Here is a 26,171-nt window from a genome sequence, read left to right as displayed (position 1 = left end):
CGTTCGTTGACAGGGTGCGAATCAAGCCGCGCCGGCCGTCTTCTCGCCGCCCGGCCCCAGCGCCCGGCAGCCGACGACCTGCTCGTTGTGCGCCTCGATGGCGGCCGCGTTCTGGTGGTCGGAACTGGCGTCCACCTTCTCCGGCGGCACCTCGATGCGGGTGATGCTCGATGTGACGGAGACCGGGTCGCTGGCCGGGAAGGTCATTTCCACGGCATCGTCGAGCAAGGTTTCCTTGGCAACGGCTTCGCGCGGTTCGGCTTCGGCAGACGCCATCGTGCGGATCGCGCGTGCCCATTTGACCACCTTGAGCTCGGCCAGGTCGGCGATCGTACGAATGCCGAACGCATCGCGCAGCGCGTCCGCCTGCTGCTGCGTGACGTCGCGCAGCGCCGTCACCGGTTCGTTGACCAGTTCACGGAAGCATTTATCGTGATGCGTGTCGTTAACGATGATTTGGATATTCATGTCTGTCCTTTCATGTGGCACCCTGACATGTTCCCACTATGGCATACGGTCTTGACAAGGTATGTGCGGCAGCGAACGATGCCCCGCCGGTAGCCGCGCACGATTGATTTTTGAGTATGGACGGGCCGTGCTATCATGACGAATTGCAACAGTTTTTATCAATTTATTTTGCAAAGCGGCATGCTCTGATATTCTGAAGAGCCTGTGAATACGTGTACCGAGCCCCTGTTCAAACGCCGTGTCCCTCACCGAAAAACCTAAGATCCTCGTCGTCAACGACGATGCCGCCAGCCTGCTTGCATTGACGAGCCTGCTGGAGCAATGGGCCGACGAAAGCAATTACGAGGTCTTGTCCGCGCGCTCGGGACAAGACGCATTGCGCCAGGTGCTCCGTCACGATTTCGCCGTCATCCTGCTGGACGTCAATATGCCGGGCATGGACGGTTTCGAGACCGCCGAGGCAATCCACCTGCGCCCCCGCTCGGCCGACATCCCGATCATTTTCGTCACGGCCTTCCTCGCCGACGAGATCGACCGCCTGAAGGCTTACCAGCGCGGCGCCGCCGACTTCCTGTTCACCCCCGTGATCCCGCAAGTGCTGCGCGCCAAGGTGCAGGTGTTCGTGGCGCTCGCGACGAAGAACGAACAGCTCAAGCGGCAGGCCGAGAAACTGTCGCAGCGCACGACCGAACTCACCGCGACGAATAAACGCCTCGTGCGCGAAATGGAAGAGCGGCGCGCGGCCGAGCGCAAGAGCAGCGCCAAGGACGAATTCCTCGCGATGCTGGGCCACGAACTGCGCAATCCGCTGTCCGCCATCAGCAGCGCGTCGTCGCTGCTGGGGATGCCGGGCGTCGGGCCCGATTCCGCCGGGCGCGCCCGCCTGATCATCCAGCGCCAGAGCCAGCATTTGTCGCGCATCGTCGACGATTTACTGGACTTGTCGCGCGCCATGTCGGGCAAGATCCTGCTGTCGCGCAAGCGCCTGGACATCGCCACGCTCGTATCGAGCTGCCTCGACACGTTCCGCGCCACCGGCCGCACGGCCGGCTACGACATCGACGCGCAGCTGGCGCCGGGCTGGGTCGACGGCGACGCCACCCGGCTCGAACAGATCGCGACGAACCTGATCGACAACGCCCTGAAATATACGCCGGCCGGCGGCCGCATCGACATCGCGGTCCTGGAGAGCGATGGGGACATCGTGCTGCGCGTGAGCGATTCCGGCGTGGGCATCGCCCCCGACCTGCTGCCGCACGTGTTCGACGTGTTCGTGCAGGGCGCGATCTCGATCGACCGCTCGCAGGGCGGCCTGGGGATCGGCCTGTCGCTCGTGCGGCGCCTCGTGGAACTGCATGGCGGCACGGTCAGCGCCAGCAGCCCGGGCAACAGCAGCGGCAGCACGTTCGAGATCCGCCTGCCGCGCGCCGAACCGGCCGCGGCGGCCGATACGCCGGCGCGCGCCGCCGCGCCCGCAGCCGGCAAGCCCAAGGTGCTGCTGATCGAAGACAATGACGATGGCCGCGAGATGATGGCCACGATGCTGACCTCGTTCGGGTATCCGGTGCTGCAGGCCGGCGACGGCCTGGAAGGCGTGCGCCTCGCGTGCGCGGAACAGCCGGACGTCGCCCTCGTCGACATCGGCCTGCCCGGCATCGACGGCTATGAAGTGGCGCGGCGCCTCCGGCAGGACCCGTCGATGCGAGCGCTCCGCCTGATCGCATTGACGGGCTACGGCCTGGAGGAAGACCAGCGCCGCGTGCTGGAAGCGGGCTTCGACCTGCACCTCGTCAAGCCCGTCGAATTGAACGCCCTGCTCGACCAGCTGGCCGGCACGGCAGCCCGCTCGACCGGCGAGGGGCTGCCGCAGGCCCAGCCGGCCGCGGCCGGCTGAGGGCGGGAGTTACAGCGTCGACATCAGCTCCTGCTTGCGCATGGCCATTTCCTGGCCCAGCGCGAGCAGGTCGAGTCCGCTCTTCTTGACCTTCGGGAACATCTCCTTCTCTTCTTCCTTGACGTGGTGATCGATCTGTTCGCCGAGCACTTTCACCTTCGCGTCATACAGCTCGTCGTCCGGCGCCATTTCCTGCAGCTGCTTGATGAGGTCTTTCGCCGCCGCGTGCTCGACGACGGCCTCGTCGACCATGTCCTCGCCCTCCTCGATCTTTTCGCGCACGGCCGGATAGAAGATCTCCTCCTCGATCGTCGTGTGGGCGATCAGCGCCTTGCAGATCTTGTCCTTCAGCTTTTCCTTGCTGGTCGTGGCGCGGTCGCCCAGCTGGTCGAACTGCTCGAACATGTCCGCGACTTCGCGGTGGTCCGCGATCAGGAGGGCGATGGCGTCCTGGCCGGCGGCCATGGCGTTCGACTGGGTGCCGGTGTGCGCGCCGGATTGCGTTCTCGTGCTCATGTGATACTCCTTACGTGGGGGTTGTCAGGCCACAGCTTCGCGCGAAATGCAACATCGGACTGTACGGGAACTCACAAAGACGATTCCTGCGCCGTCCCGGCTCAAGCTGTTGTATCATCCCGAGAAACATAATTTGGTTGCCTTCATGAAAGTTTCGGAAGCTCATCCGCCGGATTCCGGAGAAGACAGCCAGCATGCGGCGCGCGCCGCCGAGCTGGCCGAACTCCTGGCCCACCTGACGACCTGTTGGGACGAAGACCGGCGTCAGCTGGCCCGCCGGCTGCACGACAGCCTCGGTTCGTCGATGACGGCGCTGACGATGCACCTGGCCCTGCTGTCGCAACACTTGCAGGAGCAACCGCAGCGCGACCGCGCCGCGCAAATGAAGCAACTGCTGAACAACATCATCGAGACCAACCGCAAGATGCAGTTGGCGCTCTGGAACGACAAGCTGGAGTTCCTCGGCCCCAAGGCGGCCATCGCGGAACTGGTCCAGGAATGGGGCCGCGAGCACGGCATCAAGGCGAAAGCCAGCTTGCCCGACGACGATCCCGACTACACGCGCGCCCAGGGCGTCGCGCTGCTGCGCTGCGCCGAGGAAGGCCTGCGCAACGTCGCCAAGCACGCCCAGGCGACGATGGTCGACGTCATCCTCGACGACGACGGCGACCAGACCATGCTGACCATCCGCGACGACGGCGTCGGCCCCGGCACCGGCGTATCCCCCTCCCTGAGCTGCCACGGCCTGCGCATGCTGCGCGAACGCGCGCGCGTGTTGAAAGGCACGCTGACCCTCGGCCCCGGGCCGGATGGCAAAGGCACGGCGCTGACGCTGATCCTGCCCAGGCAAGGCGCCTGAACGGCGCTCAGTGCAGCTTCACGATCGGCGTCGTCCTGCGGATCAGGAAACGTCCCAGCGCCATCAGGCCCGTGCGCAGCGAACCCAGCACGGCCTTGTGGTGCATCAGGTGCAGGCTCATGTACATGATGCGCGCCATGAAGCCTTCCACGAACAGGCTCGCGCCGCGCAGTGACCCCATCAGATTGCCGACCGTCGTCTCGCGGCCGATCGACACGAGCGACCCGTAATCGCGGTACACATACGGGTCGTTCCGCGGCGGTTGGCCGGCGGCCAGGCTGACGAAGGTCTTCAGCAGATAGTCGGCCTGCTGGTGCGCGGCCTGGGCGCGGGGCGGCACCGGCTTGCCGTTGCCGTCCGTGCAGGCGGCGCAATCGCCCAGCGCGTACACGTCGGGCACGCCTTTCACGCGCAAATGCCCGTCGACTTCGATCTGGCCGCCCTTGGCGACCGGCAAGCCGAGCGAGCCGAGGAATTCCGGCGCGCGGATGCCCGCGGCCCACACGCACAGGTCGACCGGATAGACATTGCCCTTGCTGTCGCTGACCTCGTGCTTGTCGATCCGGCTGACGCGGCAATCCGTCACGACCCGGATGGCTCGCTCGTCCAGCAGGCGCAGGGCCGCGGCCGACACGCGTTCCGGCAGCGGCGCCAGGATGCGGGGCGCGCCTTCGAGCAGCGTGATGCGCACGTCGCGCTTCACCTGCAAGCGACGAAAGCCATAGGCGGCGTACGCGCCGGATGCCTCGCGCAATTCCGCCGCCAGCTCGACGCCCGTGGCGCCGCCGCCGATGATGACGATGTCCAGGCCGCTGTCGCCCGTACCGTCCTCCTTCTGCTGCTCGGCCTGGGCGAGCAGGCGCAGCAGGCGCAGGCGGAACCGCTCGGCGTCCTCGGTGGCATTCAGGGAAATCGTATGTTCGCGCGCGCCGGGCACGCCGAAATAATTCGACGTGCTGCCGACGGCGATCACGAGCGAGCGGTAACCGAGCGTGCGCTGCGGCAGCACTTCCTCGCCGTCGGCGCCTGCCGTGACGGGAGCGATCGTGATGTGCCGCGCGGTCGCGTCGAGCGCCGTCATGGCACCGTACACGAAGGTAAAGCCGCGATCGTGCGCCAGCATCTGGTACGACAGGCCTTCCTGGTGGATGTCCAGCGTGCCGGCCGCCACCTCGTGCAGCGACGGCTTCCACACGTGGTAGAGCCGGCTGTCGACCAGCGTCACCTTGTCGGGCCCGAATTTGCGGCCCAGTTTGCAGGCGAGTTCCAATCCGCCCGCCCCGCCGCCCACGATCACGATATCGCTCTGCAAGCCTGCCTCCGTCGGTCGCGCCCGCTGCCGGGCTCACGCAGACAGTCTACTACGGGGCGGCGCAACCGCCCGTCACGGATCAGTCGCGGTCATGGCCGTGGCCATGGCCGTTGCCGTGGCCTTCGCCATGGCCGCGGCCGTGTTCCCAGCCCTCGTCATGACCACGGCCGTCGTGGCCGTCGCCACGACCGTCGCGGTATTCCACGCGCTCGACGACGCGCACCTCGCGCGGACCGCCGCGGTAGCCGTCGCGATCGCCGAAATGCTCGCGGTAGCGCGGCACATAGGTGTTCGTGTACCACTCGTCGCGCACGAACAGCACCGGACGGCCGCACGCGCCGTAGCGGCCGCAGAACTTGGCCCAGTGCTTGCGATGGCCCGGCGGCACGCGCAGGTAGACGGGTTCCGCGATGTACTGCGGCGCCGGCGTGATGATCACCGGTTGCGGCGCGTACACGACGGGGCGCGGCACGAAGTCGCCGATATCGACACGGCCGTAGAAGCCGGGCTGGCCGACGCTGATGGAGACATTCGTCTGAGCCAGGGCCGGGAAAGCGGCCGCGCACAGCGCGGCGCCAAGGATCAGGGATTTCATAGGATGACCTCTTTGTAATGTTTGTGTTGAGTTTATCAAACGAAATGTTACGTGCAATTCGCTGCAACACATGCTTACATTGTCGTTCCGGGCGGGATTACAACAAACCGGATCGTGACATTTCCCCATGGAGCAAGCACCCGGCTACAATCGCCCGCTCTATCATTGAAAGGTCATTCGATGTTCGCGAAACATACCGTGCTGGCCGCGGCCGCCCTGCTGGCGGCAGCCTCCGCCAACGCGCAGGTCGGCGCAACGGCCGACGTCGGCACCACCGGCGTGGGCTTCCACGTCGTCGTGCCGATGGAAACCTATCTGAACGGCCGCTTCGGCGCCAACTACTTCAAGCACAACTTCAGCAAGACGTCGGGCCAGGTCGACTACGACATCAAAGGCAAGCTGCAGACGTTCGACGTCCTGTTCGACTGGTACCTGAACGAAGGCAGCAACTTCCACCTGACGGGCGGCCTCGTCTACAACGGCAACAAATTCAACGCCAAGGCCAGGCCGAACGGCGCCGGCGCCTACGCCATCAACGGCAACCTCTATTCGGCTGCCGACGTCGGCCTGCTGACCGGCCGCATCGATTACCGCAAGGCCGCGCCTTATGCCGGCATCGGCTGGGGCAATGCGCTGGCGCCGAATTCGCGCTGGACCAGCAACATCGATCTCGGCGTGTTTTACCAGGGCAATCCGAACGTCCAGCTGGCCAGCATCGGCTGCACGACGTCGCAAACGGTGTGCAAGGCGCTCGCCAGCGACGTCGCCGTCGAACGCCAGCTCCTGCGCGACGACATGAATTCGACCAAGCTGTATCCGGTCGTGCGCGTGAGCATCGGCTACAAGTTCTGACCGTCGCCAGCGGCGCGCCGCGTGTGGCGGCGTTGGACTACGATGCGGCCAAAGGAGAGCGCGATGAAACACCATCGTACACGCTGGAGCCTGCTACTCCTGGCCTGCCTCATGCTGGTGACCTGCCAGGATCGGCGCGAACCGGTGAAACCGACCGTCGCCCTGGCCGCAGCCACCGTCGCCACGGCCTGACGCGCCCGCCGCGCACGCCGTCCCTCTCCGGCCGCGTCCGCGCGCGCCGGCGCCGCGTCACATCCTCAGGCCGCTTTACCGGCATGCCGCGAACCGGTTAAAATTCTCCCTGCCATAAGGCAACGCTAGGGGTCCTGCAGCCGCAACCGCGGCCCGCGGGTGAGAAACACCCTCCGAACCTGATCTGGGTAATGCCAGCGAAGGGAAGCATGCGGATACCGGGTCATCCGGGTCCTGTCCTCCTTTGCCGGCTCCGCCCGTCACCACGACGCCAACGAGGAGCGGCATGCAATTTCCTGTGTTTACGACGTCCAGTCGATCCGCCGCGGTGCGCCGATGAACGTCATCGTCCTGGGCGCCGGCGTCGTCGGCACCGCGACCGCCTGGTATTTGCGCGAGGCCGGCCACGACGTCACGGTGATCGAGCGCCAACCCGGCCCCGCGCAGGAGACGAGTTTCGCGAACGGCTGCCAGATCTCGGTGTCGCACGCGGAACCGTGGGCCACGCCCGCCGGCCTGCTCAAGGTCGTGCAAGCGCTGGGGCGGGAAGACGCCCCGCTGCTGTTCCGGCTGCGCGCCGATCCGCTGCAATGGCGCTGGTGCCTGCAGTTCGTGCGCGAGTGCGCACCGGGCCGCGTCGCCGCCAACCTGCGCCAGATCGTCGCCATGGCCGACTACAGCCGCCGCAGCCTGCAGGCGCTGCGCGCGCGCACGAACATCGACTACGACTGTCTCACGCGCGGCATTCTTCACTTCTACACGGACGAACGTGAATTCGAGCGCGCCTGCCGCGCGGCCGCCGCGATGCGCGACCTGGGCTGCCCGCGCATGACCGTCGACGCCGACGAGGTCGTCCGGATCGAACCGGCGCTGGGGGCCAATCGCCGCAATCTCGTGGGCGGCGACTTCACGGCCAGCGACGAATCGGGCGACGTGTACCGGTTCACGTCGCAACTGGCCGCGCGCGGCGTGGCGGCCGGCATCCGCTTCCGCTACGACACGACGGTCACGCGCCTGCAGGCCGAGGGCGACCGCGTCAACGGCGTGGAAATCATCGATGACGAAGGCCGGCACCGGACGCTCCGTGCGGACGCCGTCGTCGTCGCCCTGGGCAGTTTTTCCGCCGGCCTGCTCGCGCCGCTGGGCATCCGGCTGCTGATCTATCCCGGCAAGGGCTATTCCGCGACCTACCCCGTTCTGGACCCGGACGCCGCGCCGACCGTGTCGCTGACGGACGACGGCCACAAGCTCGTCTTCTCGCGCCTCGGGTCGCGCCTGCGCGTGGCCGGCACGTGCGAACTGAACGGTTATACGCGCGACCTGAACCCGGTGCGCTGCGAGGCCATCACGCGGCGCGTGCGCGCCCTGTTCCCCGGCGCCTGCGACTACGACGCGGCGACGTACTGGGCCGGCCTGCGCCCGCTGACGCCGTCGAACGTGCCCTACATCGGCCGCACGCGCTTTGCGAACCTGTACCTGAACACGGGCCACGGCACGCTCGGCTGGACGATGGGCTGCGGGTCGGGACGGGCCGTCGCGGACATCGTGTCGGGGCGCGAGCCGGACGTCGACTTCGCATTCACCGGCGCGGCCGCGTGACGACCGGCGTGTTTTCGCGGACGGCCGACAGCGAATACCCGATGTCGGAAGCCCCGACGGGCCTACGATCCCAACCTTGCGCGGCATAGAACTTGTCCGCTCGCGTATTGGCGCCGGTCGTCAGATGGACACGTTCATGCCCCGCCTGGAATAGCCAGTCCACCGCCTGCTTGAGCAATGCTTTGCCGAGTCCTCGTCCCTCATGGCCCGGCCGGACAAACAATGCCCAGACGGAAGCGTTGACCTTGTCCGCGTAGCAAAACGCGACGATCTCGCCCCCGCATTCCGCGACCCAGCCACGTCCCGACCGTTCCAGATAGTCCTCGTACATGTCGGCGGTAATTCGCGCCGGGTCCGACAAGACATTTTCGGTGACCGCCAACCGGATCTGCGACATGGCGGGGATATCGGCGCTGACGGCTTGCCTGAACAATAAATGCGACATGGGCGATGTGATGATGAGGTTGATGGTAGGCGTTTCGCGCCTCGTTTCCCCGACAGGTTACACTGTCGCCTTTTCCAACCCCGCTTTCGCCACCATGTCGTTCGCTTCGCTCGGCCTGATCGACCAGATCACGCGCACCCTCGCCTCGCTGTCCTATCACACGCCCACCGCCGTCCAGTCGCAGGCGATTCCCGCCGTGCTGGCCGGACGCGACGTCATGGCCGCCGCCCAGACGGGCACCGGCAAGACGGCCGGCTTCGCCCTGCCGCTGCTGCAGCGCCTCGTGACGGATGGTGGAGAGGTCGCCAGCAATTCTGCGCGCTCGCTGATCCTCGTGCCGACGCGCGAACTGGCCGAGCAGGTGCACGAGAGCGTGCGCGCCTATGCGGCCGGGCTGCCGCTGCGCACGATGGTCGCGTACGGCGGCGTCAGCATCAATCCGCAGATGATGCGGCTCCGTAAAGGCGTCGACGTCCTCGTCGCCACGCCCGGCCGCCTGCTCGACCTGCAGCGCCAGAACGCCGTGCGCTTCAACCAGGTGCAGACGCTCGTGCTGGACGAGGCGGACCGCATGCTCGACCTCGGGTTCTCACGCGACATCGACAACCTGCTCGCGCTGCTGCCCAAGCGCCGCCAGACCTTGTTGTTCTCGGCGACGTTCTCCGATCCGATCCGCCTGCTGGCGACGAAGCTCCTGATCGCCCCCGTCAGCATCGAGGCCACGCCGCGCAACACGACGGTCAAGGCGATCCGCCAATGGATCGTCCCGGTCGACAAGAAGCGCAAGCCGGAGCTGTTCCTGCACCTCTTGACGCGCCACGGCTGGCCCCAGGTGCTCGCGTTCGTAAAGACGCGCAAGGGTGTCGACCAGCTCGTCGACCTGCTCGCAGCGAAAGGCATCGCGGCCGATTCGATCCACGGCGACAAGCCGCAGCCCGCCCGCCTGCGCGCGCTCGACCGCTTCAAGGCGGGCGAGGTCCGGGTGCTCGTCGCGACCGATGTCGCCGCGCGCGGCCTGGACATCGAGGAACTGCCCGTCGTCGTCAACGTCGACCTGCCGATCGTGGCGGAAGACTATGTGCACCGCACCGGCCGCACGGGCCGCGCGGGCGCGTCGGGCGACGCGGTTTCGCTCGTGTGCGCGGACGAAGTGCAGCAGCTGGCCGCCATCGAGGCGCTGACGAAGCAGGCCTTGCAGCGCAAGGAGGAAGCGGGCTTCGAGCCGGAGCACCGCGTGCCGCAGACGACGGCGAGCGGCGACATCGTCAAGAAACCCAAGAAGCCGAAGAAGCCGAAAGGCGTCAAGGATGCGCGGGGCGATGCGCCCGTCGTGCAGGAAGACGTGCGGTTCCGGCGCTGACGCGTTAGGGCCCGGCTCTGCAGAGTTATCGAATTTTGTAGGTCAAAAATGCCGTCGGTCCCTCGACGGGCTGCATTCGGCACTTCAGCTAGGGTTCCCGCCTTCGCGGGAACGACGGTTTTTACGCTGAAGGTCTGACGTGCCGCTTTGGGCCAAGCATCCTTCCGATCCAGACAGACGGACCCTAGCGCAATGGCAACCAGAACTTCCTCACGCCCTCTTCCTCGTCCACCGGCCCGACCGTGAAGCCGAGCTTCTTGACGAGGCCGATGACGGGCGCGTTCTGCGGCAGCGCCTCGCCGACGATCTCGCGGGTGCCGCGCGCACGGCAGTAGGCGATGAGTCTATTCATCAGCATGACGCCCAGCCCTTTGCCCTTGAGGTCCGAGCGCACCGTCACCGCGAATTCCGCGCTCATATTGTCGGGATCCGCGACGACGCGGCCCACGCCCAGCGTCTCGGGATGGCCGTCCGGGCCGGTGCGCGTGGCGATGAAGGCCATCTCGCGGTCGTAGTCGATCTGCGTGAAGCGCGCCAGCTGCGCCGGCTGCAGTTCGCGCACGCGCACGAACATGCGGTAGCGGACGTCGTCCGGGCTCATGGCGTCGAAGAACGCGACGTGGGCGGCGCCGTCCTCGGGGCGGATGGGGCGCAGCAGGATCGTCTCCCCCTGCCATGCCACGAATTCTTCCAGCTCGGCCGGATACGGCCGGATCGCCAGGCGGTCGAGGGCGTTGCCGGCGCGGTCGGCCATCGCGATGCGCATGCGCGCGTCCAGCACGACGGCGCGCGTGCCGTCGGCCAGCAGCGGGTTGATGTCCAGCTCGACGATCTCCGGCACGTCGGCCACGAGGCGCGACACCTGGACGAGCACCGCGGCGATGGCATCGAGGTCGGCGGCCGGATGGTTGCGGTAGCCGGCCAGCTGGCGCGCCACGCGCGTGCGCGAGATCAGGTCGCGCGCCAGCACCGTGTTCAGCGGCGGCAGGCCGACGGCGTGGTCGTTCACGGCTTCCACGGCGAGGCCGCCCTGGCCGAACAGGATCACGGGCCCGAACACGGGGTCGAGCGCGGCGCCCGCGATCAATTCGTGCGCTTCCGGGTTGCGCGCCATCGCCTGCACGATGAAGCCGTCCAGGCGCGCGTCCGGCTTCAGTTCCGCGAGGCGCTTCGCCATCCGCTCCGTCGCCGCGCGCACGGCTTCCGGCGTGTCCAGGTCGAGCGAGACGCCGCCGACGTCCGACTTCTGCGCCACGTCCGGCGACAGGATTTTCACCGCCACCGGATAGCCGATCTCGCCGGCCATCGCCACCGCCTCGTCCGGCGTCGCGGCCGCGCGCGTGGGGACGGTCGGGATGCCGTAGGCGTCCAGGATCGCCTTCGTGTCCGGATCGTCCAGCAGGTAGCGGCCCGTCCTGCGTCCCCGTTCCAATGCCGCGCGGACCAGGGCGCGGGCACGTTCGCGGTCCGGTTCTCCATCGCCGATGGACGCGGGGACCTCCATCAGCAGCTGCTGGTTGCGGCGGAAGTGCACGATCTGCAGGAAGCCGTTCACCGCCGCTTCCGGCGTGCGGTAGGCCGGCATGCCGGCCTCGTACGCGATCGTGCGCGCCTCGCCCACGGACTGCAGGCCGAGCCAGCACGCGAGCACGTTGCGCGACGACGCCTTCGCCAGCGGCGCCACGGCGCGCGCCACGTCGGCCGGGTCGACCACCGCGTTCGGCGCGTGGATCATCACGACCGCGTTCGCCTGCGGGTCGTGCAGCAGCACCTCGATGACGTCGCGGTAGCGTTCCGGCGGCGCGTCGGCGCGCAGATTCAGCTCGCCGCTGCCGCTCCATTCGGGCACGAGCTCGCGCAGCTTCGCCACCGTCTCCGCCGACAATTCGGCCTGTTGGCCGCCGCCGTATTGCAAGGCGTCGGCGGCCAGCACGACGGGGCCGGCACCGTTGCCCAGGAGGGCCAGCCGCTCGCCGAACAAAGGCTTGGCGCGCGCCAGCGTCTCCACGGCCGCGAACAGCTGGTCGGTCGTGTACACGCGCAGCATGCCGGCGCGGCGGATCGCGGCGTCGACCACGTCGTCGGGCCGCGCCAGCACGCCGGACAGGCAGGCCCCGGCCGTCGCCGCCTCCAGCGAGCGTCCGGCCTTGAGCATCAGGGTCGGCTTGCTGCGCGCCGCCGCGCGCGCGGCCGACATGAATTTGCGGGCATAGCGCACGCTCTCCGCATGCAGCAGGATCGCCGACGTGCCGGGGTCGCTGGCCAGGTAGTCGAGCACGTCGCCGAAGTCGACGTCGCACGAGTCGCCCAAGGCGACGAACGTGGAAAAGCCGACGTTGCGCGTGCGCGCCCAATCGAGCACGCCTGCCATCAGCGCGCCCGATTCGGACACGAACGCGATCCGTCCCGCCGCCGCGCCGCCCACCGCGATGCTCGCATTCAGGCCGATGCCGGGCGCCAGCAGGCCGGCACTGTTCGGGCCCAGGATGCGCAGCAGGTACGGGTTGGCGGCGTCCAGCATGGCTTGCCGGATCGTGCGGCCGCGCAGATCGCGCGTCGTCGACACCCCGGCGCTCATCACGATCGCGGCGCGCGTGCCCAGTTCGCCGAGCGCGCGCACGATGCCGGGGATCGTCGCCGGCGGCGTGCAGATGATGGCCAGGTCCGGCGCCTGCGGCAGGCGCGCCACGTCGGGCCAGACCTGCAGGCCGTCGAGCGTGTCGTACTTGGGGTTCACGGGAAACAGCTTGCCCGTGAATCCCCCTTCGCGCAGGTTGCGCAGCATGGTCGCGCCGACGCTGCCGGGACGTTCCGACGCCCCGACGAGGGCCACCGATTTCGGGGCGAACAGCTGCTTGAGATTACGTACGCTCATCGACACGCTCCCAGCCGTGCAAGCCGCCCGCGGCGGATTGGCTACACTTGGTTCGACACATAGCCGAGCACTCTACACCATGACGGACACGGAACAGAAAGACGGCGGCTCGCGCAAGGTGATCTACGCGGCCGTCTTCGCGAACCTGGACATCGCCGCCGCCAAATTCATCGTCGCCGCCATCACGGGCAGCGCCGCCATGCTGGCCGAAGGCATCCACTCGGCCGTCGACACGGGCAACGAGGTCCTGCTGCTGATCGGTGAACGGAACAGCGAAAAGCCGCCCGACAAACGCCATCCGTTCGGCTACGGCAAGGCGCTGTATTTCTGGGCCCTGCTCGTCGCGCTGTCCGTGTTCTCGCTGGGCGGCGGACTCTCCATCTATCACGGCGTCGAAGCCCTGCGCCATCCGGAGCCGCTCGAGGATCCGATGTGGAACTATGTCGTGCTGGCCGTCTCCGCGTGCTTCGAAGGCTATAGCTGGAACGTGTCGCGGCGGGCGCTCAACAAGCGGCGCAAACCGGGCGCTTCGCTGTGGCAGACTGTCCATACCAGCAAGGACGCGTCCGTGTTCACGGTGTTCATCGAGGACACGGCCGCCCTGCTGGGCCTCGCCATCGCGGCCGTCGGCATCACGCTGGGCTTTGTGTTCGACAACCCGTATTTCGATCCGGCCGCGTCGATCATGATCGGCCTGTTGCTCGTGGGTGCCGCGTTCGCCCTCGCGCGCGAGACGGGCGCGCTGCTCGTCGGCGAAGGCATCGGCACTGAGGCCACGCGGCGCGTGTGCGAGATCCTCGCCGCCGACCCGTCCATCCAGAACGTCGGCGAGCTGCTCAGCATGCAATTGGGGCCGGACGAGGTGCTGTTGACCGCCGCCGTGCAATTCAACCGCGGCATGCGCATCGACGAAGTGGAAGCGGCGATCGAGCGCGTGGAGAAAGCGGTGGCGGCCGCGTATCCGGCCATCCGCCATATCTATTTCGAGTCGGGCGCGTTGCGTTCGGCGATGCGCTGACATCGATGCGGCCCTGTGCGGCTTATGCGGCCGCTACCGCGGGCAATGCGCGAAAGCGCGGCGAGCGGGCCTCGAACTCGCGCAGCAGACCCGCGACCACGGCGTCCAGGTGCGTCCTGAGCGTGAGCGGATCGGGATCGTCGTTGGCCGCGGCCCGCAGCGCGGCGCATTCGGCCAACTGCGCCAGCGCCACCGCGACGCCGTCGCGGCCGGGCGCCACGTGCGCAGTGGAGAAGTGCGGACGGCAGTGGCGATCGAGCCCGAACGTACCCTGCACGAGGCGGTCGACGCCCATGTCGAAGATCACCCGGTCGATGACCTGCGCGGCCCGCTCGCCGACCTGGCGCCGGCTTTGGATGGTCCGTGTTGCAAACATGCGCCTCAAGATGCCCATACCCGCCTGTAATCTCCCCGTCATATCAACATGCTACCACGTGTGTCCATTCTTGCATCACCCCCACGATGGGCGACGCATCGAAATGCAACGGTGCCACGCACGTCACGCCGAACGAGAAGTTGGTCACACGCCGCGTCCGGCGGCGCCGGTTGTCCCCGACAATCCGCTGCATCGGATGAAAGGACACGACGTGCTCAAGACGATGTCCCCCGCGGTCCTGTCCGGGGTCGCCGCGCTGCCGGCACCGGTGCGCGCCGACCCGACGGTCACCGTCACGGCCAGGAAAGAAGCCGTCGCCAGGCAGCTCGGCAAGACCGTCCACCAGGTCGGCGACACGCTGGTGCTCGACACGCCCGACGTCGCCGGCCCCGTGCGCCAGGACGGCGTGTCGGGCTACCTGAATCTCAGGGCCGCGTACGGCACCGGCCGCGACGACGTGTCGCTCGACGCGCACGGCCGGTCGGCCGGCATCACGCCGCTCGGCCGCTTCGGGCCGACCAGCAACGTGAACCTGACGTGGAAGCATGCGTTCGGCAAGACGCCCGGCCTGACGGTCGACGCGAACGATGCCGTCGACGGCAGCGTGCGGACTTATCGCACCGGGACCCGTACACTCCGCCAGACCGGGTTCGATCACTTCATCGTCCGGCGGATCTATGTCGGCTTCGTCAAGAAGATCGAGTGAGTCACGCGCTTTTGGCCGTGACCGGATAACCCGTCGCATCGATCGCCTTCGCGATCGTGTCCAGGTCGGCCGTGCTGTCGATCTTCACCTTCTTGGTCGGCAGGTCGATCTCGACCTTCGCATCCTTGTCGATGGCCTGCACGGACTTGGTGACGCGGCCCACGCAGTGGCCGCAGCTCATGTCTTCGACGGTCAATTCATACATCGTGTGTGCTCCTTGTACTTGGGGCGGTTCCGCCCCGTTGGTTGAAATCGGTTCGGCGCCAAAGGGACGCGGCGCCGGCCGCCAGCGCCGCAGCAGCAGCGCATTGGTGACGACGCTGACGGAACTTGCCGCCATCGCCGCCCCGGCCAGCACGGGATTCAGCAGGCCGAGCGCCGCGACGGGGATGCCGACGACGTTGTAGACGAAAGCCCACATCAGGTTCTGGCGGATCTTGCGCCAGGTGCGGTCCGAGATGTCGATGGCATCCGCCACGAGCAGCGGGTCGCCCCGCATCAGCGTGATCGCGGCCGTGTGCAGCGCGACGTCCGTGCCGCCGGCCATGGCGATGCCCACGTCGGCCGCCGCCAGCGCCGGCGCGTCGTTGATGCCGTCGCCCACCATGCCCACCTTGCGCCCTTCGCGCATCAGGCCGCGCACGACCTCGGCCTTGTCCTGCGGCTGCACGTGCGCGACCCAGCGCGTCAGGCCCAGCGACTCGGCGACGGCGCGCGCGCTGCCTTCGTTGTCGCCGCTGAGCATCATGCTGTCCACGCCGAGTTCGCGCAAACGGGCGATGGCGGCCCGGCTCGTCGGCTTCAGGCGGTCGCCGAATGCGAGCACGCCTTCCACGGCCAACACACCGCCGTGTTCGCGGGCCAGCCACGACACGGTGCGGCCCTCCGCTTCATGGCGTTCGGCGGCTGCGACCAGCGCGGGCGGCAGCACGGCCCCGGCCCCGATCTCGTCCAGCAGGCGGCGGTTGCCGAGCCAGACGACATCGCCCTCCACGCGGGCCCGCACGCCGCGGCCCGGCAGCGCGGCCGCCTCCGACGCGACGGGCGCGGTCACGTCGCGCGCCGCCGCCAGCTCCGCCACGGCGCGCGCCAGCGGGTGCGCACTGCCCTGCTGCACGGCCGCGGCCAGCGCCAACAGCCGGCGCGTGTCGTTGCCTTCCAGCGCGACGACGCGCGGCCGGCCTTCCGTCAGCGTGCCGGTCTTGTCGAACACGACCGTCTGCAATGCGTGCGCCGTCTCCAGCGCTTCCGCGTCCTTGATCAGGATGCCGTGGCGCGCGGCCGCGCCCGTCCCGACCATGATCCCGGTGGGCGTGGCGAGGCCCAGCGCGCACGGGCACGCGATCACCTGCACGGCGACGGCGTTCAGCAACGCCTGCTGCCAGTCGCCGGTGGCGAGGCCCCAGGCCAGCAAGGTGACGAGTGAAATCAGCAGGACGACCGGCACGAACACGGCGCTGACCTTGTCGACGAGGCGCTGGATCGGGGCCTTCGCCGCCTGCGCATCCTCGACCATGCGGATGATCCGGGCCAGCATGCTGTCCGCGCCGACGGCGGTCGCTTCGACGAGCAGCAGGCCTTCGCCATTGACGGCGCCGCCCGTCACGCGGTCGCCCGCGCCCTTCGCCACGGGCAGGCTCTCGCCCGTCAGCAGCGATTCGTCGAGATGGCTCGCGCCTTCCGTGACGCGGCCGTCGGCCGGCACCCGCTCACCCGGCCGCACGACCATCAGGTCGCCGGCGCGCAGGTCGGCCAACGGAATGACCGTATCGCGGCCGTCGCGCCGGACGATGGCTTCGGCGGGTCGCAACGCTTCCAGCGCGCGGATGGCGGCGACGGTCTGGTGGCGCGCGCGGCCCTCCAGCCATTTGCCGAGCAGGACGAGCGTGATGACGACGGCGGCGGACTCGAAATACAGGTGCGGCATCGCATGCGAGCCCGCGTTCAGCAACTGATACAGCGACAGGAAGTACGCGGCCGACGTGCCGATGGCGACCAGCAGATCCATATTGCCGGCGCCGGCGCGCACGGCCTTCCAGCCGGCCCGGTAAAAACGCGCGCCGAGCCAGAATTGGACGGGCGTCGCCAGCAGCAGTTGCAGCCAGCCGGGCAGCATCCAGTCGATGCCGAACGGAGACAAAAGCATCGGCGCGATGAGCGGAACGCTGAGCAGCGCGGCCACTGCCACGGGCCACCACGCCGGCAGGCCGCGCGCCGCGGGCGCCTCCGCCTTGCCCGATCCCGCCGGCCGCGCCGCGTAACCGGCCCGCTCGACGGCGGCCACGATGGCCGCCACATCGAGTCCATCGCCCTGCACGGCCGCCCGTTCCGTGGCCAGGTTCACGCTCGCGTCGCGCACGCCCGGCACGGCCTTGAGCGCCTTTTCCACGCGCGCCACGCACGATGCGCACGTCATTCCTTCGACGTCGATGTCGAGTGCCATATCGTCTTCTCCTGTGATTGCCAGCACAGGATATGCCTTCCCACGATGGGAAGGTCAAGAGGATTTTACGGCGGGCAGCGGCGGCAGCGGATCGAGCGGGCGGAGTTCGTAGCAGAGGTCCGCGCGGTCGGCCGTGGCGGGTGCGCTCAGCAGATAGCTGTCCAGGCCGAGCCGGCGGCCGCATGGCGTCAGTTGCACGGGGCCCAGATCCGCCCGGCGCAGCACGGGCACGATGTCGTAGGCGAGCGTCGGTATGGCGAACAGGCCCAACAGCCTGCGCAGCGCGCGGGCGCCCGGCGCGCCGGGCAGGAAATGGTCGTAGCGGGCGCGGTCGAGGGGGCCGATGCGCACGCGCACGCGCAGGTCCGGGCGCCAGCTGCGCGCGCCCAGCAGCGCCCGGCGGCCTAGCAATACGTTGGCGCCGAGGACGCTCTGCTCGCAGGACGCGAGCCGGTCCCAGCGGCCGATGCCTTCCTGCACACCGACGGCCACGCCGAAGTGGCTGGCCAGTACCCGGCTCAGCACGGCCGCCGGCACGGGCCGCCGGCGCAGCACGCCGGCGAACGCCGCCAGCGCGGTATCGGGCACGCCGTCGGCCGCGAACGTGCCCCCGGCCGGCACGCCGGCCAGCGCCAGCAGCAGCGGCAGGTATCCGTCGCGCGGGCCGGCCACGAGGTGTTCGACCCGGTATTTCTGCCACGCCCGATACCACAGCGCGAGCATGCGCGTGCTGAACATGTCGAGGAACGCGCGGGTGGCTCGCGCCTCCGGCCCGTCCGCCGGCAGCGCGAGGATGCGCTCCGTCACGTGCAGCGGCAGCGCCCCGTGCGCGCCCAGCAGGCCCATGAAGCTGGGCGTGAGGCGATAGCCGTCCGGCTCGCGCGCGGCCGCCTCGACCTGGCTGGGCGGGAACGCCAGCGCGACGCTGTTGGTAAAGCGCAGGTGGCGGGCGAGCGCGCGGTGCGCGGGAATGCCCTGCCCTTGCAGCGCCAGCAGCAGCAGGCGCACGGCCTGGACGAAGTCGAAGCGCTGGGGCTCGGCCAGCAGGCGGGCGATCAGGTCCATCCGCCGCCGCTCGTCCGCGGAGCGCAGGCGAGGATTTCGCGGCCGGTCTGGTGCGACACGACCTCCAGCCGGGTGAAGCAATTGAGCTGGCCGTGCAGGGCAAAATAATGGTCGAGCACCTGCACGAACGGATACAGGCCGGTGCCGGCGAAGGCGTCTTCGTCGACGGTGAGCCGGATGCCGATGCCGGGCGTGAGGCTGGCCACGGGCGCCGCGCCGATCCACGCGCGCACCGTACCGTGCTCCAGCCCGACGATGCCGGCGATCTGGCGCTGCGCCACCGGAGAGCGCGGCAGATCGTACAGCGCGAGCATCTTGCGGAAATCAATCAGGCCGGCCATCGCCAGCCCGGCATGGTTCAGCGCCAGATGGGCGATCAGGCGCCAGTGCGTGCCGCGCGCGCCGGCGAAGCGGCGGCTGGGCGTCGGTTTGCGCAACATGCGCACCGGGGCCAGGGCCGACAGCTCATCGCTGCGCAAGTCGCCCTGCGGCTGGCCGTACGGCAGGCGCGACGGCACATCGCGGTTGCTGCAGGTCAGTTCGGTGGACAGGGTCGCGCCGGCCGCGTCGAGCGGGCGGAAATCGCCGTCGACGAGGGCGATGCGCATCTCGTGGCCTGGGCTGATGCTCGCCGTCGCATGGTCGCGGCGCGCGATCCAGTGGTGCGTGCCGTTCGCGCTGCCATCGCCGCCGGGCGCGTACAGGGGCGCGAACGGCGTCACCGCGCCCTCGCGCACGAGACGGACCGCATCCACGCTGTGGATCTCGTACGCCCCCGCGTGGGCCCAATCGGCCAGCAGCGGGTAGTCGGCGCTCGTGTAGGCGAGTTGCAACGGTGCGCCGGCCTTGGGAAACAGATTGATGACGGGGGTGCAGCCGGGCAGCAGGTTGCGCGCGTCCAGTCCGGCCAGCAGGCGGGCCGCATCGGAATCGGGGGCGATGCCGGACAGCGCCACGTGCAGGGTGAAACGGCGGCAGCGCGGCGGCAGCAGGTCGCGCAGCGCGGCCAGGTCGACGTCGATGAAGTTGAATTTTTCCGGGTAACAGAAATACTCCGTCAGCAGGCGCGGCGCCGGATGCGAGCGCGCGGGATACGGCAGCATCGCGTCGTCATCGGCCAGGCCCGCCAACCGCAACGGCACGCGGTCCAGCGGCAGCCATCCCTTGTCGCCTTCCGGCTGCAGCCAGGCGAAGGCAGCGCGCAGGAACAGCGCATCGATGAGCGCGGCGCGCGTCGATGCCTCGCCGTCGGCGAACAACCGCAGCGCCGCCGGCAGGCGCTCGAACCCGAGCCCGGCGCGCGTCACCTCGATGGCGAGGCTGATGCCGCTGGCCGCCCCGCGCGGCGCGCGCAGCGCGCGCGGCACGTCGAGCAGCGGGACGAACGCGAGCCGCGCCACCGCGAGCGGCGCCAGCAGCACATCGTAGACGGTGCGGAACAGGCACGGCGCGTCCGTGCCTGCACTGGTCCGGAGCATCGTGCCGCGCGCGAGCACGGACGGGTTGTCCGGCACCTCGGCGGGCGTCCGGCAGCCCACCTGCACGACGGAATACGACGGCAGCGGTCGCAGGTAATGGGGATACAGGCTGTCCAGCAAGGCTTCCGTGAACTTGGGATAGTCGTCGTCGAGACGCTTGTTGATGCGGGCGGACAGCAACGCGACGGATTGGATGAGACGCGCCACGCCGGGATCGTCCCACGTCTCGCCGCTCACGTGCAGGTCGCCGGCCAGCTTCGGGTAGCGGGCGCGGAATTCGCGCGCGAACTGGCCGAACAGTCCCAGCTCTTCCTCGTAGTAGCGCAGCAGCTCGTCCATGGCTCCCCATCGTTGCCCAAGGCCAAGATGTATGCTCCCACCCGGCGGAACAGCCTATCTTGAGTACAATCAACGCAGTCCAATCGACAGGAGAACCGCAGTGACCGACCTGAACCAATTCCTCATCACGCAACGATGGCCCGCACAGTACCCCGACCGCCTGCAGCTGTATTCGCTGCCCACGCCGAACGGCGTCAAGGTGTCGATCATGCTCGAAGAGGTCAAGCTGCCGTATGAGGTACACCGCATCGCGTTCGACAAGAACGAGCAGACCACGCCGGAATTCATGTCGCTGAACCCGAACAACAAGATCCCCGCGATCATCGACCCGAACGGCCCGGGCGGCAAGCCGCTGGCGCTGTTCGAGTCCGGCGCGATCCTGCTGTACCTGGCGGAGAAGACCGGCCAGCTGCTGCCCGCGGATCCGGCCCGGCGCTACGAGACCATCCAGTGGCTGATGTTCCAGATGGGCGGCATCGGTCCGATGTTCGGCCAGCTGGGGTTCTTCCACAAGTTCGCCGGCCGCGAGTACGAGGACAAGCGCCCGCGCGACCGCTATGTGCACGAGGTGAAGCGCCTGCTGGGCGTGCTGGACGTGCACCTGAAGGGCCGCGACTGGATCATGGGCGACGAGTACACGATCGCCGACATCGCGACCTTCCCGTGGGTGAACAACCTGGTCGGTTTCTACGACGCGGGCGAGATCGTCGGCTTCGACCGCTTCCCGGAAGTGGGCCGCGTGCTGGAAGCGTTCCGCGCCCGCCCGGCCGTCGCCGAAGGGCTGCAGATTCCGCGCGCGGAGGCAGCGTAAGCGTCAGGACAGCGTGCGCAGGTCGGCGATCACCTCGGCGCCGAAGCCGGCGCCGAGCAGGTAGTCGACCAGGTGCTCGGCGCATTCGTCCGGGTCGAGGAGCGCGCCCGTCTTCTTGAGGTCGACGAAGCGCTGGCGCATGGGGAAGCGATCCTCGGGCACGGCGCGGATTTCGGCCTGCATGCCCGTGTCGATGACGCCGGGCGCCAGGCTGCAGATGCGCACGCCCCGTTCGCGGTCCAGCGCGACGGCGCGCGCGTGGTGGTCCAGCGCGGCCTTGGTGGCGCAGTAGACGCTCCAGCCCGGGTAAGCGTTGCGGCCCGCGCCGCTGGAAATGTGCAGGATGCGCCGCTGCGCGCCGTCGCTGGCGCGCACGACCGCCGCCGCCAATGCCATCGGCGCCGCCACGTTCAGCTGCACGGCCCGCAGCACGGCCTGCGGATCCTGGGCGTCCAAGGGGCCGACGGGGCTGACCATGCCCGCATTGTTGAGCAGCAGGACGGCGCCCGTGCCGTCCAGGTAATCGCCGAGGGCGCCGCCCGCCAGCCAGCCGGACAGCGCGACGCTGTCGGCGAGGTCGAGTTCGATCTCCTCGAGGAGGTCGGGATACGCGTCCGCCAGCCCGGGCGCTCGGGTGCGCGCGAGGCCGAGCACGGGTACGCCGCGCGCCAGCAGGTTGCCGGCCAGCGCGGCGCCGAGGCCCCTGGTGTGGCCCGTGATGATCGCTTTCATGATGGTCTCCGCTGGTGCCCGTACAGGAAATGTTAACCTAAGGTCGTGGCGCAGGCCAATCGTGCGCGTGGCCGGCGTGACGATCTCGATCGCCGATCCTGGACGGCCAGGCTCAGCGTACCGGTGCCGGGACCGGGGCCAGCACGGGGTTGTCGCCGCGGTTGCGCGCCCCTGCCTTGTGCACCATCGTGTAAGCGTAGTCGACGCCCATGCCGTACGCGCCCGAGTGTTCGGTAACCATCTGCATGACGGCATCGTAGGTATCGCGGTGCGCCCAGTCGCGCTGCCATTCGAGCAGGACCTGCTGCCACGTCACGGGCACGACGCCGGCCTGCACCATGCGCTGCATCGCGAAGTCGTGCGCATCCTTCGACGTGCCGCCCGAGCATCGGCCACCATATAGATCTCGTACTCGCCTTCCAGCATCGCGGACAGCGCGAAGGTCGTGTTGCACACCTCGGTCCACAGGCCGGCGACGATGACCTTCTTACGGCCGTTCGCGGCCAGCGCGTCGCGCACCTTGCGGTCGTCCCAGGAATTCATCGACGTGCGTTCGAGGATGGCTTTGCCCGGGAAAACGTCCAGGATTTCAGGATAAGTCCGGCCGGAGAAAGAGTCGCCCTCGACGGTGGTGATCACGGTCGGGATGTCGAATGCCCTGGCCGCCTTGGCCAGGCCGACCACGTTGTTCTTCAGGGTCTGGCGGTCGATCGACTACACGCCGAAGGCCATCTGCGGCTGGTGGTCGATGATGATCAGTTGCGAGTTTTGCGGAGTCAGGACGCGAGCTTGGCGTTGGTCGTGGTGATCTCCAACATCATCGGTTGTCGATATCCGCATCGGACATTTCGAAAGCCTTGTTCGCTGCGATGGAGTCATTATGCTCGGCCGTCCGACGATAAAAAAACGAGAAAATCACACGCCTTTCATCGATTTTTTCGAACGAGCTGCCGGCGGGCCGGCAGCCGTGGATCGGGATCAGTCCGTGATCCATTTGTATTGCACGGTGGACCAGCCGGGCACGCCGTCGCCCTCTTTTGCTGCAGTGCCTGCCGCTGTGCCGAATTTGCACGTATAGCTGGCACGCAGCGAGGCCTTGTCCAGCGCGCGGTGGCCGCTGGACTCGACCACCTTGGCTTGTTTGACCGAGCCGTCGGCATCGACCAGCACGGCCAGGCGCACGGTACCCTGGAGCTCTTCATCCTTCCAGTCCGTCGTGTAGACGGGCGTGCTGCAGCTGGCGGGTTTCAGGCGCGCGGCGGGTTCGGCGGCGTGGGCGGCGAACGCGGCGAACGACAGGACAGAAGCGATAGCAACAACGTGACGTTTCCCGATCATGATGAGCTCCGGTAGGTTGGGTAGAAAATAGCGCTGGTACGAATCCAATATAGTGCGCTGCAACATAGTTGGAAAATTTATTGTTCGAATGACAGTCATCCGTATTGCGGATAATGGTGCCGTGCCCGTGCCATTGTTAATGGAAATGGAATTCTCAAGCCATACTCCAGTAGATTATCTTCTCGCCGAAATCAATCATCATGACCTCACTGTCAACCAACAAGGAGGTCACCATGAACACCCAACCCACCCGCGTCGCACTGGTCACCGGCGCCTCGCGCGGCATCGGCGCCGCCGTCGCCAAACGCCTCGCCGCCGACGGATTCGCCGTCGCCGTCAACTACGCCGGCAATGAAGCGGCCGCCAACGCCACCGTCGCCGCGATCGAGCAGGCCGGCGGCCGCGCCTTCGCCGTGCGCGCCGACGTCGCCAGCGCGGCCGACGTGAAAGCGATGTTCGCGACGGTCGAGGCCACGCTCGGCCGCGTCGACGTCCTCGTCAACAATGCCGGCATTCTGCCGTACGTGACGATCGCCGAAACGACCGACGAACAGTTCGAACGCACGATGGCCATCAACGTCACCGGCACGTTCAACACGATGCGCGAGGCGGCCACGCGCCTGAACGACGGCGGGCGCATCGTCAATTTTTCGACGAGCGTGCTGCACATGGCGCCGCCGACCTATGGCGTGTACGTCGCCAGCAAGGGGGCCGTCGAAGCGCTGACCCGCGTGTTCGCGAAAGAGCTGCGCGGCCGCGGCATCACGTGCAATGCCGTGGCGCCGGGCCCCGTCGCGACGGAGCTGTTCCTGAACGGGAAGACGGACGAGCAGATCCGCCAGATCGCCAACACCGCGCCGCTGGAACGCCTGGGCCAGCCGGACGACATCGCCGGCGTCGTGTCGTTCCTGGTGGGTGCGGACGGCGGCTGGGTCAACGGCCAGGTGCTGCGCGCCAACGGCGGCATGGCGTAAGGACAAGGGGACCGACATGGACAAGGCCATCATCCTCATCACGGGCGCCGGCAGCGGCATCGGCAAGCTGTCGGCGCGGGCGCTGGCCCTGGCCGGCCACACGGTCTATGCGACGATGCGCGACGTCGATGGCCGCAACAAGGCCCGCGCCCATGAAGCGCGCGACTGGGCGAGAACGCACGGCGCCGACCTGCGGCCGCTCGAACTGGACGTGCTGTCGCAGGCATCGTGCGACGCGGCCGTGGCGACCGTCGTCGCGGAACAGGGCCGGCTGGACGTCGTCGTGCAGAACGCCGGCCACCTCGTCGTCGGGCCGGCGGAAGCCTTCACGGCGGAAGAAGTCGCGCAAGTGCTGGACACGAACGTCCTCGGCGCCCAGCGCGTGCTGCGGGCCGCCCTGCCCCGGCTGCGCAGCCGGGAAGCGGGCCTCTTGCTGTGGATCTCGAGCACGACGACGAAGGGCGGCTTCCCGCCGTTCCTCGGCCCGTACGGCGCGGCGAAGGCGGCGATGGATTCGCTCGCGGTGTCGCTGTCGTACGAAGTGGCGCGCTTCGGCATCGAGACGGCGATCATGGTGCCCGGCGCGTTCACGCGCGGCACCGATCACTTCCCCAGCGCCGGCAAGCCGGCCGACGCGGCGCGTGCGGCCGAATACGCCCGCTACGACGGGCTGCTGGACCAGGTGGGCGAACGCCTCGACGCCTTGACGCCGCCTGACGCGGATCCGCAGGCGGTGGCTGATGAACTGGTGCGCATCGTCGGCCTGCCGCGCGGACAGCGGCCGTTCCGCACGGTGGTCGATTTCGTCGGCGACGGCGCGCGCGAAGTGCTGGAGGTGGCGGAAGCCGTGCGCGTGGATTTCGCGCGCCGCATCGGCATCGCCGACCTGCTTCGCCCCACCGTATAATCGGGGGTCAACGTCAGGAGGTGGCACGCATGTCGACGCAGATGGACCGGTTTCAGGAGATGCAGATTTTCGTCCGCATCGTCGAACGCCGCAGCTTCACGCAGGCCGCCGAGGACCTCCTGATTCCGCGCGCCACCGCCACCAACGCCATCAAGCGGCTGGAAAACCGCCTCGGCACGCGGCTGCTGGAACGGACCACGCGCGCCGTCGCGCCCACGCAGGACGGTGCCGCGTACTACGAACGGTGCGTGCGCCTGCTGGCCGACCTCGATGAAGCGGAAGATGCGTTCCGCGGCAGCGAGCCGGCCGGCCTGTTGCGCGTGAACCTGCAACCGACGCTGGCGCGGTACTTCGTCTTTCCCGCGCTGCCCGCCTTCCTCGCGCGCTACCCGCGCATCCAGCTGCACGTGGGCGAGGACGACCGCCTCGTCGATCTGGTGCGCGAAGGCGTCGACTGCGTCTTGCGCGCGGGCCAGCTGCACGACTCGTCGATGGTCGCGCGGCGCGCGGCCGACCTGGAACAGGTGACGGTGGCAAGTCCCGCCTATCTCGACCGCTTCGGCACGCCCGCCGCGCTCGCGGACCTCGTGCGCCACCAGGCCGTCCACTACGTGTCGACGGCGACGGGCCGGCCGTATCCGCTGGAATTCATGACCGACACCGGCCTGAAACTGGCGACGCCGCCCGGCGTCGTCTCCGTCACCGGCACGGAAGCCTACACGGCGGCCGCCCTCGCCGGCCTGGGCCTCGTGCAGGTGCCGCGCTACCGCATCGCCGAACCGCTCGCGCACGGGCAGCTCGTCGAAGTGCTCGAGGACAGCCCGCCGCCGACGATCCCCGTCTCCGTGCTGTATCCGCAGGCGCGCCAGCTGTCGGCGCGCGTGCGCGTGTTCACGGACTGGCTCGTGGAGCGGTTCCGTTCGGAATAAGAGTTCCCGAAGTCAACACCGCACCAAGCTCGTGCCTCAGCTTTCCTGTCCGTGGCAGAATGTGTCATAAAACATCCGGAACAAGACA

Annotated in this window: 25 protein-coding genes, 1 pseudogene and 1 riboswitch; of the genes and pseudogenes, 12 read left to right on the top strand and 14 right to left on the bottom strand. The window is 68.3% G+C overall.

What is annotated here, in order from left to right; genetic code table 11:
* Window positions 1-21: 21 nt before the first annotated feature.
* On the bottom strand, window positions 22-468 hold the full coding sequence (locus BVG12_RS34770; RefSeq protein WP_075795941.1) for a hypothetical protein: 447 nt from the start codon (window positions 466-468) through the stop codon (window positions 22-24).
* 238 nt (window positions 469-706) lie between these two features.
* On the opposite strand from BVG12_RS34770, the gene BVG12_RS32015 reads away from it, so the two are divergent.
* The gene (locus tag BVG12_RS32015; RefSeq protein ID WP_075795940.1) at window positions 707-2,362 is read left to right on the top strand and encodes a response regulator; all 1,656 of its coding nucleotides are present in this window, start codon (window positions 707-709) and stop codon (window positions 2,360-2,362) included.
* 9 nt (window positions 2,363-2,371) lie between these two features.
* On the opposite strand, the gene BVG12_RS32010 is transcribed toward BVG12_RS32015, so the two are convergent.
* Entirely contained in the window at window positions 2,372-2,878 is a 507-nt protein-coding gene (locus BVG12_RS32010) for a hemerythrin domain-containing protein (protein WP_307189097.1), read from the bottom strand.
* A 145-nt stretch (window positions 2,879-3,023) separates the two neighbouring features.
* On the opposite strand from BVG12_RS32010, the gene BVG12_RS32005 reads away from it, so the two are divergent.
* Window positions 3,024-3,737, top strand: a complete 714-nt coding sequence (locus BVG12_RS32005) for a sensor histidine kinase (RefSeq protein ID WP_075795939.1) — start codon at window positions 3,024-3,026, stop codon at window positions 3,735-3,737.
* A gap of 7 nt (window positions 3,738-3,744) precedes the next feature.
* On the opposite strand, the gene BVG12_RS32000 is transcribed toward BVG12_RS32005, so the two are convergent.
* The gene (locus BVG12_RS32000) at window positions 3,745-5,049 is read right to left on the bottom strand and encodes an NAD(P)/FAD-dependent oxidoreductase (RefSeq protein WP_075795938.1); all 1,305 of its coding nucleotides are present in this window, start codon (window positions 5,047-5,049) and stop codon (window positions 3,745-3,747) included.
* 79 nt (window positions 5,050-5,128) lie between these two features.
* The gene (locus BVG12_RS31995) at window positions 5,129-5,644 is read right to left on the bottom strand and encodes a hypothetical protein (protein WP_075795937.1); all 516 of its coding nucleotides are present in this window, start codon (window positions 5,642-5,644) and stop codon (window positions 5,129-5,131) included.
* Window positions 5,645-5,824: 180 nt separating this feature from the next.
* Here BVG12_RS31995 and BVG12_RS31990 point away from each other — a divergent pair, with 180 nt between their 5' ends.
* From BVG12_RS31990 to BVG12_RS31985, 3 genes are all read left to right on the top strand, one after another.
* The gene (locus tag BVG12_RS31990) at window positions 5,825-6,496 is read left to right on the top strand and encodes a hypothetical protein (protein WP_083685577.1); all 672 of its coding nucleotides are present in this window, start codon (window positions 5,825-5,827) and stop codon (window positions 6,494-6,496) included.
* Window positions 6,497-6,559: 63 nt separating this feature from the next.
* Window positions 6,560-6,688, top strand: coding sequence for a hypothetical protein (locus BVG12_RS35580; RefSeq protein WP_267877473.1), 129 nt, complete (start codon window positions 6,560-6,562; stop codon window positions 6,686-6,688).
* Window positions 6,689-6,805: 117 nt separating this feature from the next.
* Window positions 6,806-6,911, top strand: a riboswitch (TPP riboswitch).
* Window positions 6,912-7,024: 113 nt separating this feature from the next.
* The gene (locus tag BVG12_RS31985) at window positions 7,025-8,287 is read left to right on the top strand and encodes a D-amino acid dehydrogenase (RefSeq protein ID WP_075795936.1); all 1,263 of its coding nucleotides are present in this window, start codon (window positions 7,025-7,027) and stop codon (window positions 8,285-8,287) included.
* On the opposite strand, the gene BVG12_RS31980 is transcribed toward BVG12_RS31985, so the two are convergent.
* A complete protein-coding gene (locus BVG12_RS31980; protein WP_075795935.1) occupies window positions 8,268-8,732 on the bottom strand; it encodes a GNAT family N-acetyltransferase in 465 nt (154 codons plus the stop codon). The genes BVG12_RS31985 and BVG12_RS31980 overlap by 20 nt on opposite strands.
* A 94-nt stretch (window positions 8,733-8,826) precedes the next feature.
* On the opposite strand from BVG12_RS31980, the gene BVG12_RS31975 reads away from it, so the two are divergent.
* Window positions 8,827-10,092: a DEAD/DEAH box helicase gene (locus tag BVG12_RS31975; RefSeq protein ID WP_075795934.1), complete on the top strand. Its 1,266-nt coding sequence runs from the start codon at window positions 8,827-8,829 to the stop codon at window positions 10,090-10,092.
* Between the two features lie 184 nt (window positions 10,093-10,276).
* Here BVG12_RS31975 and BVG12_RS31970 read toward each other — a convergent pair whose 3' ends face one another.
* Window positions 10,277-12,967, bottom strand: coding sequence for a bifunctional acetate--CoA ligase family protein/GNAT family N-acetyltransferase (locus BVG12_RS31970; RefSeq protein WP_075795933.1), 2,691 nt, complete (start codon window positions 12,965-12,967; stop codon window positions 10,277-10,279).
* A gap of 79 nt (window positions 12,968-13,046) precedes the next feature.
* On the opposite strand from BVG12_RS31970, the gene BVG12_RS31965 reads away from it, so the two are divergent.
* Window positions 13,047-13,985: a cation diffusion facilitator family transporter gene (locus BVG12_RS31965; RefSeq protein WP_075795932.1), complete on the top strand. Its 939-nt coding sequence runs from the start codon at window positions 13,047-13,049 to the stop codon at window positions 13,983-13,985.
* A 22-nt stretch (window positions 13,986-14,007) separates the two neighbouring features.
* On the opposite strand, the gene BVG12_RS31960 is transcribed toward BVG12_RS31965, so the two are convergent.
* Complete coding sequence (locus BVG12_RS31960) at window positions 14,008-14,361, bottom strand: hypothetical protein (RefSeq protein WP_075795931.1); 354 nt, start codon at window positions 14,359-14,361, stop codon at window positions 14,008-14,010.
* Window positions 14,362-14,572: 211 nt separating this feature from the next.
* Here BVG12_RS31960 and BVG12_RS31955 point away from each other — a divergent pair, with 211 nt between their 5' ends.
* On the top strand, window positions 14,573-15,067 hold the full coding sequence (locus tag BVG12_RS31955) for a hypothetical protein (RefSeq protein WP_156895793.1): 495 nt from the start codon (window positions 14,573-14,575) through the stop codon (window positions 15,065-15,067).
* A gap of 1 nt (window position 15,068) precedes the next feature.
* Here the strand turns inward: BVG12_RS31955 and BVG12_RS31950 are convergent, their stop codons facing one another.
* From BVG12_RS31950 to tssF, 3 genes are read right to left on the bottom strand one after another with little or no spacing between them, the layout of a single operon-like run.
* Window positions 15,069-17,510 carry a heavy metal translocating P-type ATPase gene (locus BVG12_RS31950; RefSeq protein WP_075795929.1) on the bottom strand — a complete coding sequence of 814 codons (2,442 nt, stop codon included), beginning with the start codon at window positions 17,508-17,510 and terminating at the stop codon, window positions 15,069-15,071.
* Between the two features lie 54 nt (window positions 17,511-17,564).
* A complete protein-coding gene (gene tssG, locus BVG12_RS31945; RefSeq protein ID WP_075795928.1) occupies window positions 17,565-18,575 on the bottom strand; it encodes a type VI secretion system baseplate subunit TssG in 1,011 nt (336 codons plus the stop codon).
* The gene (tssF, locus tag BVG12_RS31940; protein ID WP_075795927.1) at window positions 18,566-20,392 is read right to left on the bottom strand and encodes a type VI secretion system baseplate subunit TssF; all 1,827 of its coding nucleotides are present in this window, start codon (window positions 20,390-20,392) and stop codon (window positions 18,566-18,568) included. Before tssF ends, tssG begins: the two co-directional genes overlap by 10 nt.
* Before the next feature lie 100 nt (window positions 20,393-20,492).
* On the opposite strand from tssF, the gene BVG12_RS31935 reads away from it, so the two are divergent.
* Complete coding sequence (locus tag BVG12_RS31935; protein WP_075795926.1) at window positions 20,493-21,203, top strand: glutathione binding-like protein; 711 nt, start codon at window positions 20,493-20,495, stop codon at window positions 21,201-21,203.
* A 3-nt stretch (window positions 21,204-21,206) separates the two neighbouring features.
* On the opposite strand, the gene BVG12_RS31930 is transcribed toward BVG12_RS31935, so the two are convergent.
* The 4 genes and pseudogenes from BVG12_RS31930 to BVG12_RS31920 all read right to left on the bottom strand — a co-directional run bounded on the left by BVG12_RS31930 (window position 21,207) and on the right by BVG12_RS31920 (window position 23,273).
* Entirely contained in the window at window positions 21,207-21,935 is a 729-nt protein-coding gene (locus BVG12_RS31930; protein ID WP_075795925.1) for an SDR family oxidoreductase, read from the bottom strand.
* 112 nt (window positions 21,936-22,047) lie between these two features.
* Window positions 22,048-22,775 (bottom strand): annotated as a pseudogene (locus BVG12_RS31925) (hydrolase).
* Window positions 22,753-22,929: a hypothetical protein gene (locus BVG12_RS34385; protein WP_156895792.1), complete on the bottom strand. Its 177-nt coding sequence runs from the start codon at window positions 22,927-22,929 to the stop codon at window positions 22,753-22,755. Before BVG12_RS34385 ends, BVG12_RS31925 begins: the two are co-directional and overlap by 23 nt.
* Window positions 22,914-23,273, bottom strand: coding sequence for an energy transducer TonB (locus BVG12_RS31920; RefSeq protein ID WP_075795924.1), 360 nt, complete (start codon window positions 23,271-23,273; stop codon window positions 22,914-22,916). Before BVG12_RS31920 ends, BVG12_RS34385 begins: the two co-directional genes overlap by 16 nt.
* Before the next feature lie 233 nt (window positions 23,274-23,506).
* Between BVG12_RS31920 and BVG12_RS31915 the strand changes: the two genes are divergently transcribed.
* Genes BVG12_RS31915 through BVG12_RS31905 form a run of 3 tightly spaced genes read left to right on the top strand, consistent with a single transcriptional unit; the run spans window position 23,507 to window position 26,083 of the window.
* A complete protein-coding gene (locus BVG12_RS31915; protein ID WP_075795923.1) occupies window positions 23,507-24,247 on the top strand; it encodes an SDR family oxidoreductase in 741 nt (246 codons plus the stop codon).
* 16 nt (window positions 24,248-24,263) lie between these two features.
* A complete protein-coding gene (locus BVG12_RS31910) occupies window positions 24,264-25,154 on the top strand; it encodes an SDR family NAD(P)-dependent oxidoreductase (RefSeq protein WP_075795922.1) in 891 nt (296 codons plus the stop codon).
* A 41-nt stretch (window positions 25,155-25,195) separates the two neighbouring features.
* Complete coding sequence (locus tag BVG12_RS31905; protein WP_075796689.1) at window positions 25,196-26,083, top strand: LysR family transcriptional regulator; 888 nt, start codon at window positions 25,196-25,198, stop codon at window positions 26,081-26,083.
* Window positions 26,084-26,171: the final 88 nt, after the last annotated feature.

The sequence above is a fragment of the Massilia putida genome, assembly GCF_001941825.1.
Classification (GTDB): Bacteria; Pseudomonadota; Gammaproteobacteria; order Burkholderiales; family Burkholderiaceae_D; genus Telluria; species Telluria putida.
The sequence above is the reverse complement of the archived record's forward strand: the minus strand, read 5'-3'. Positions and strand labels throughout refer to the sequence as shown.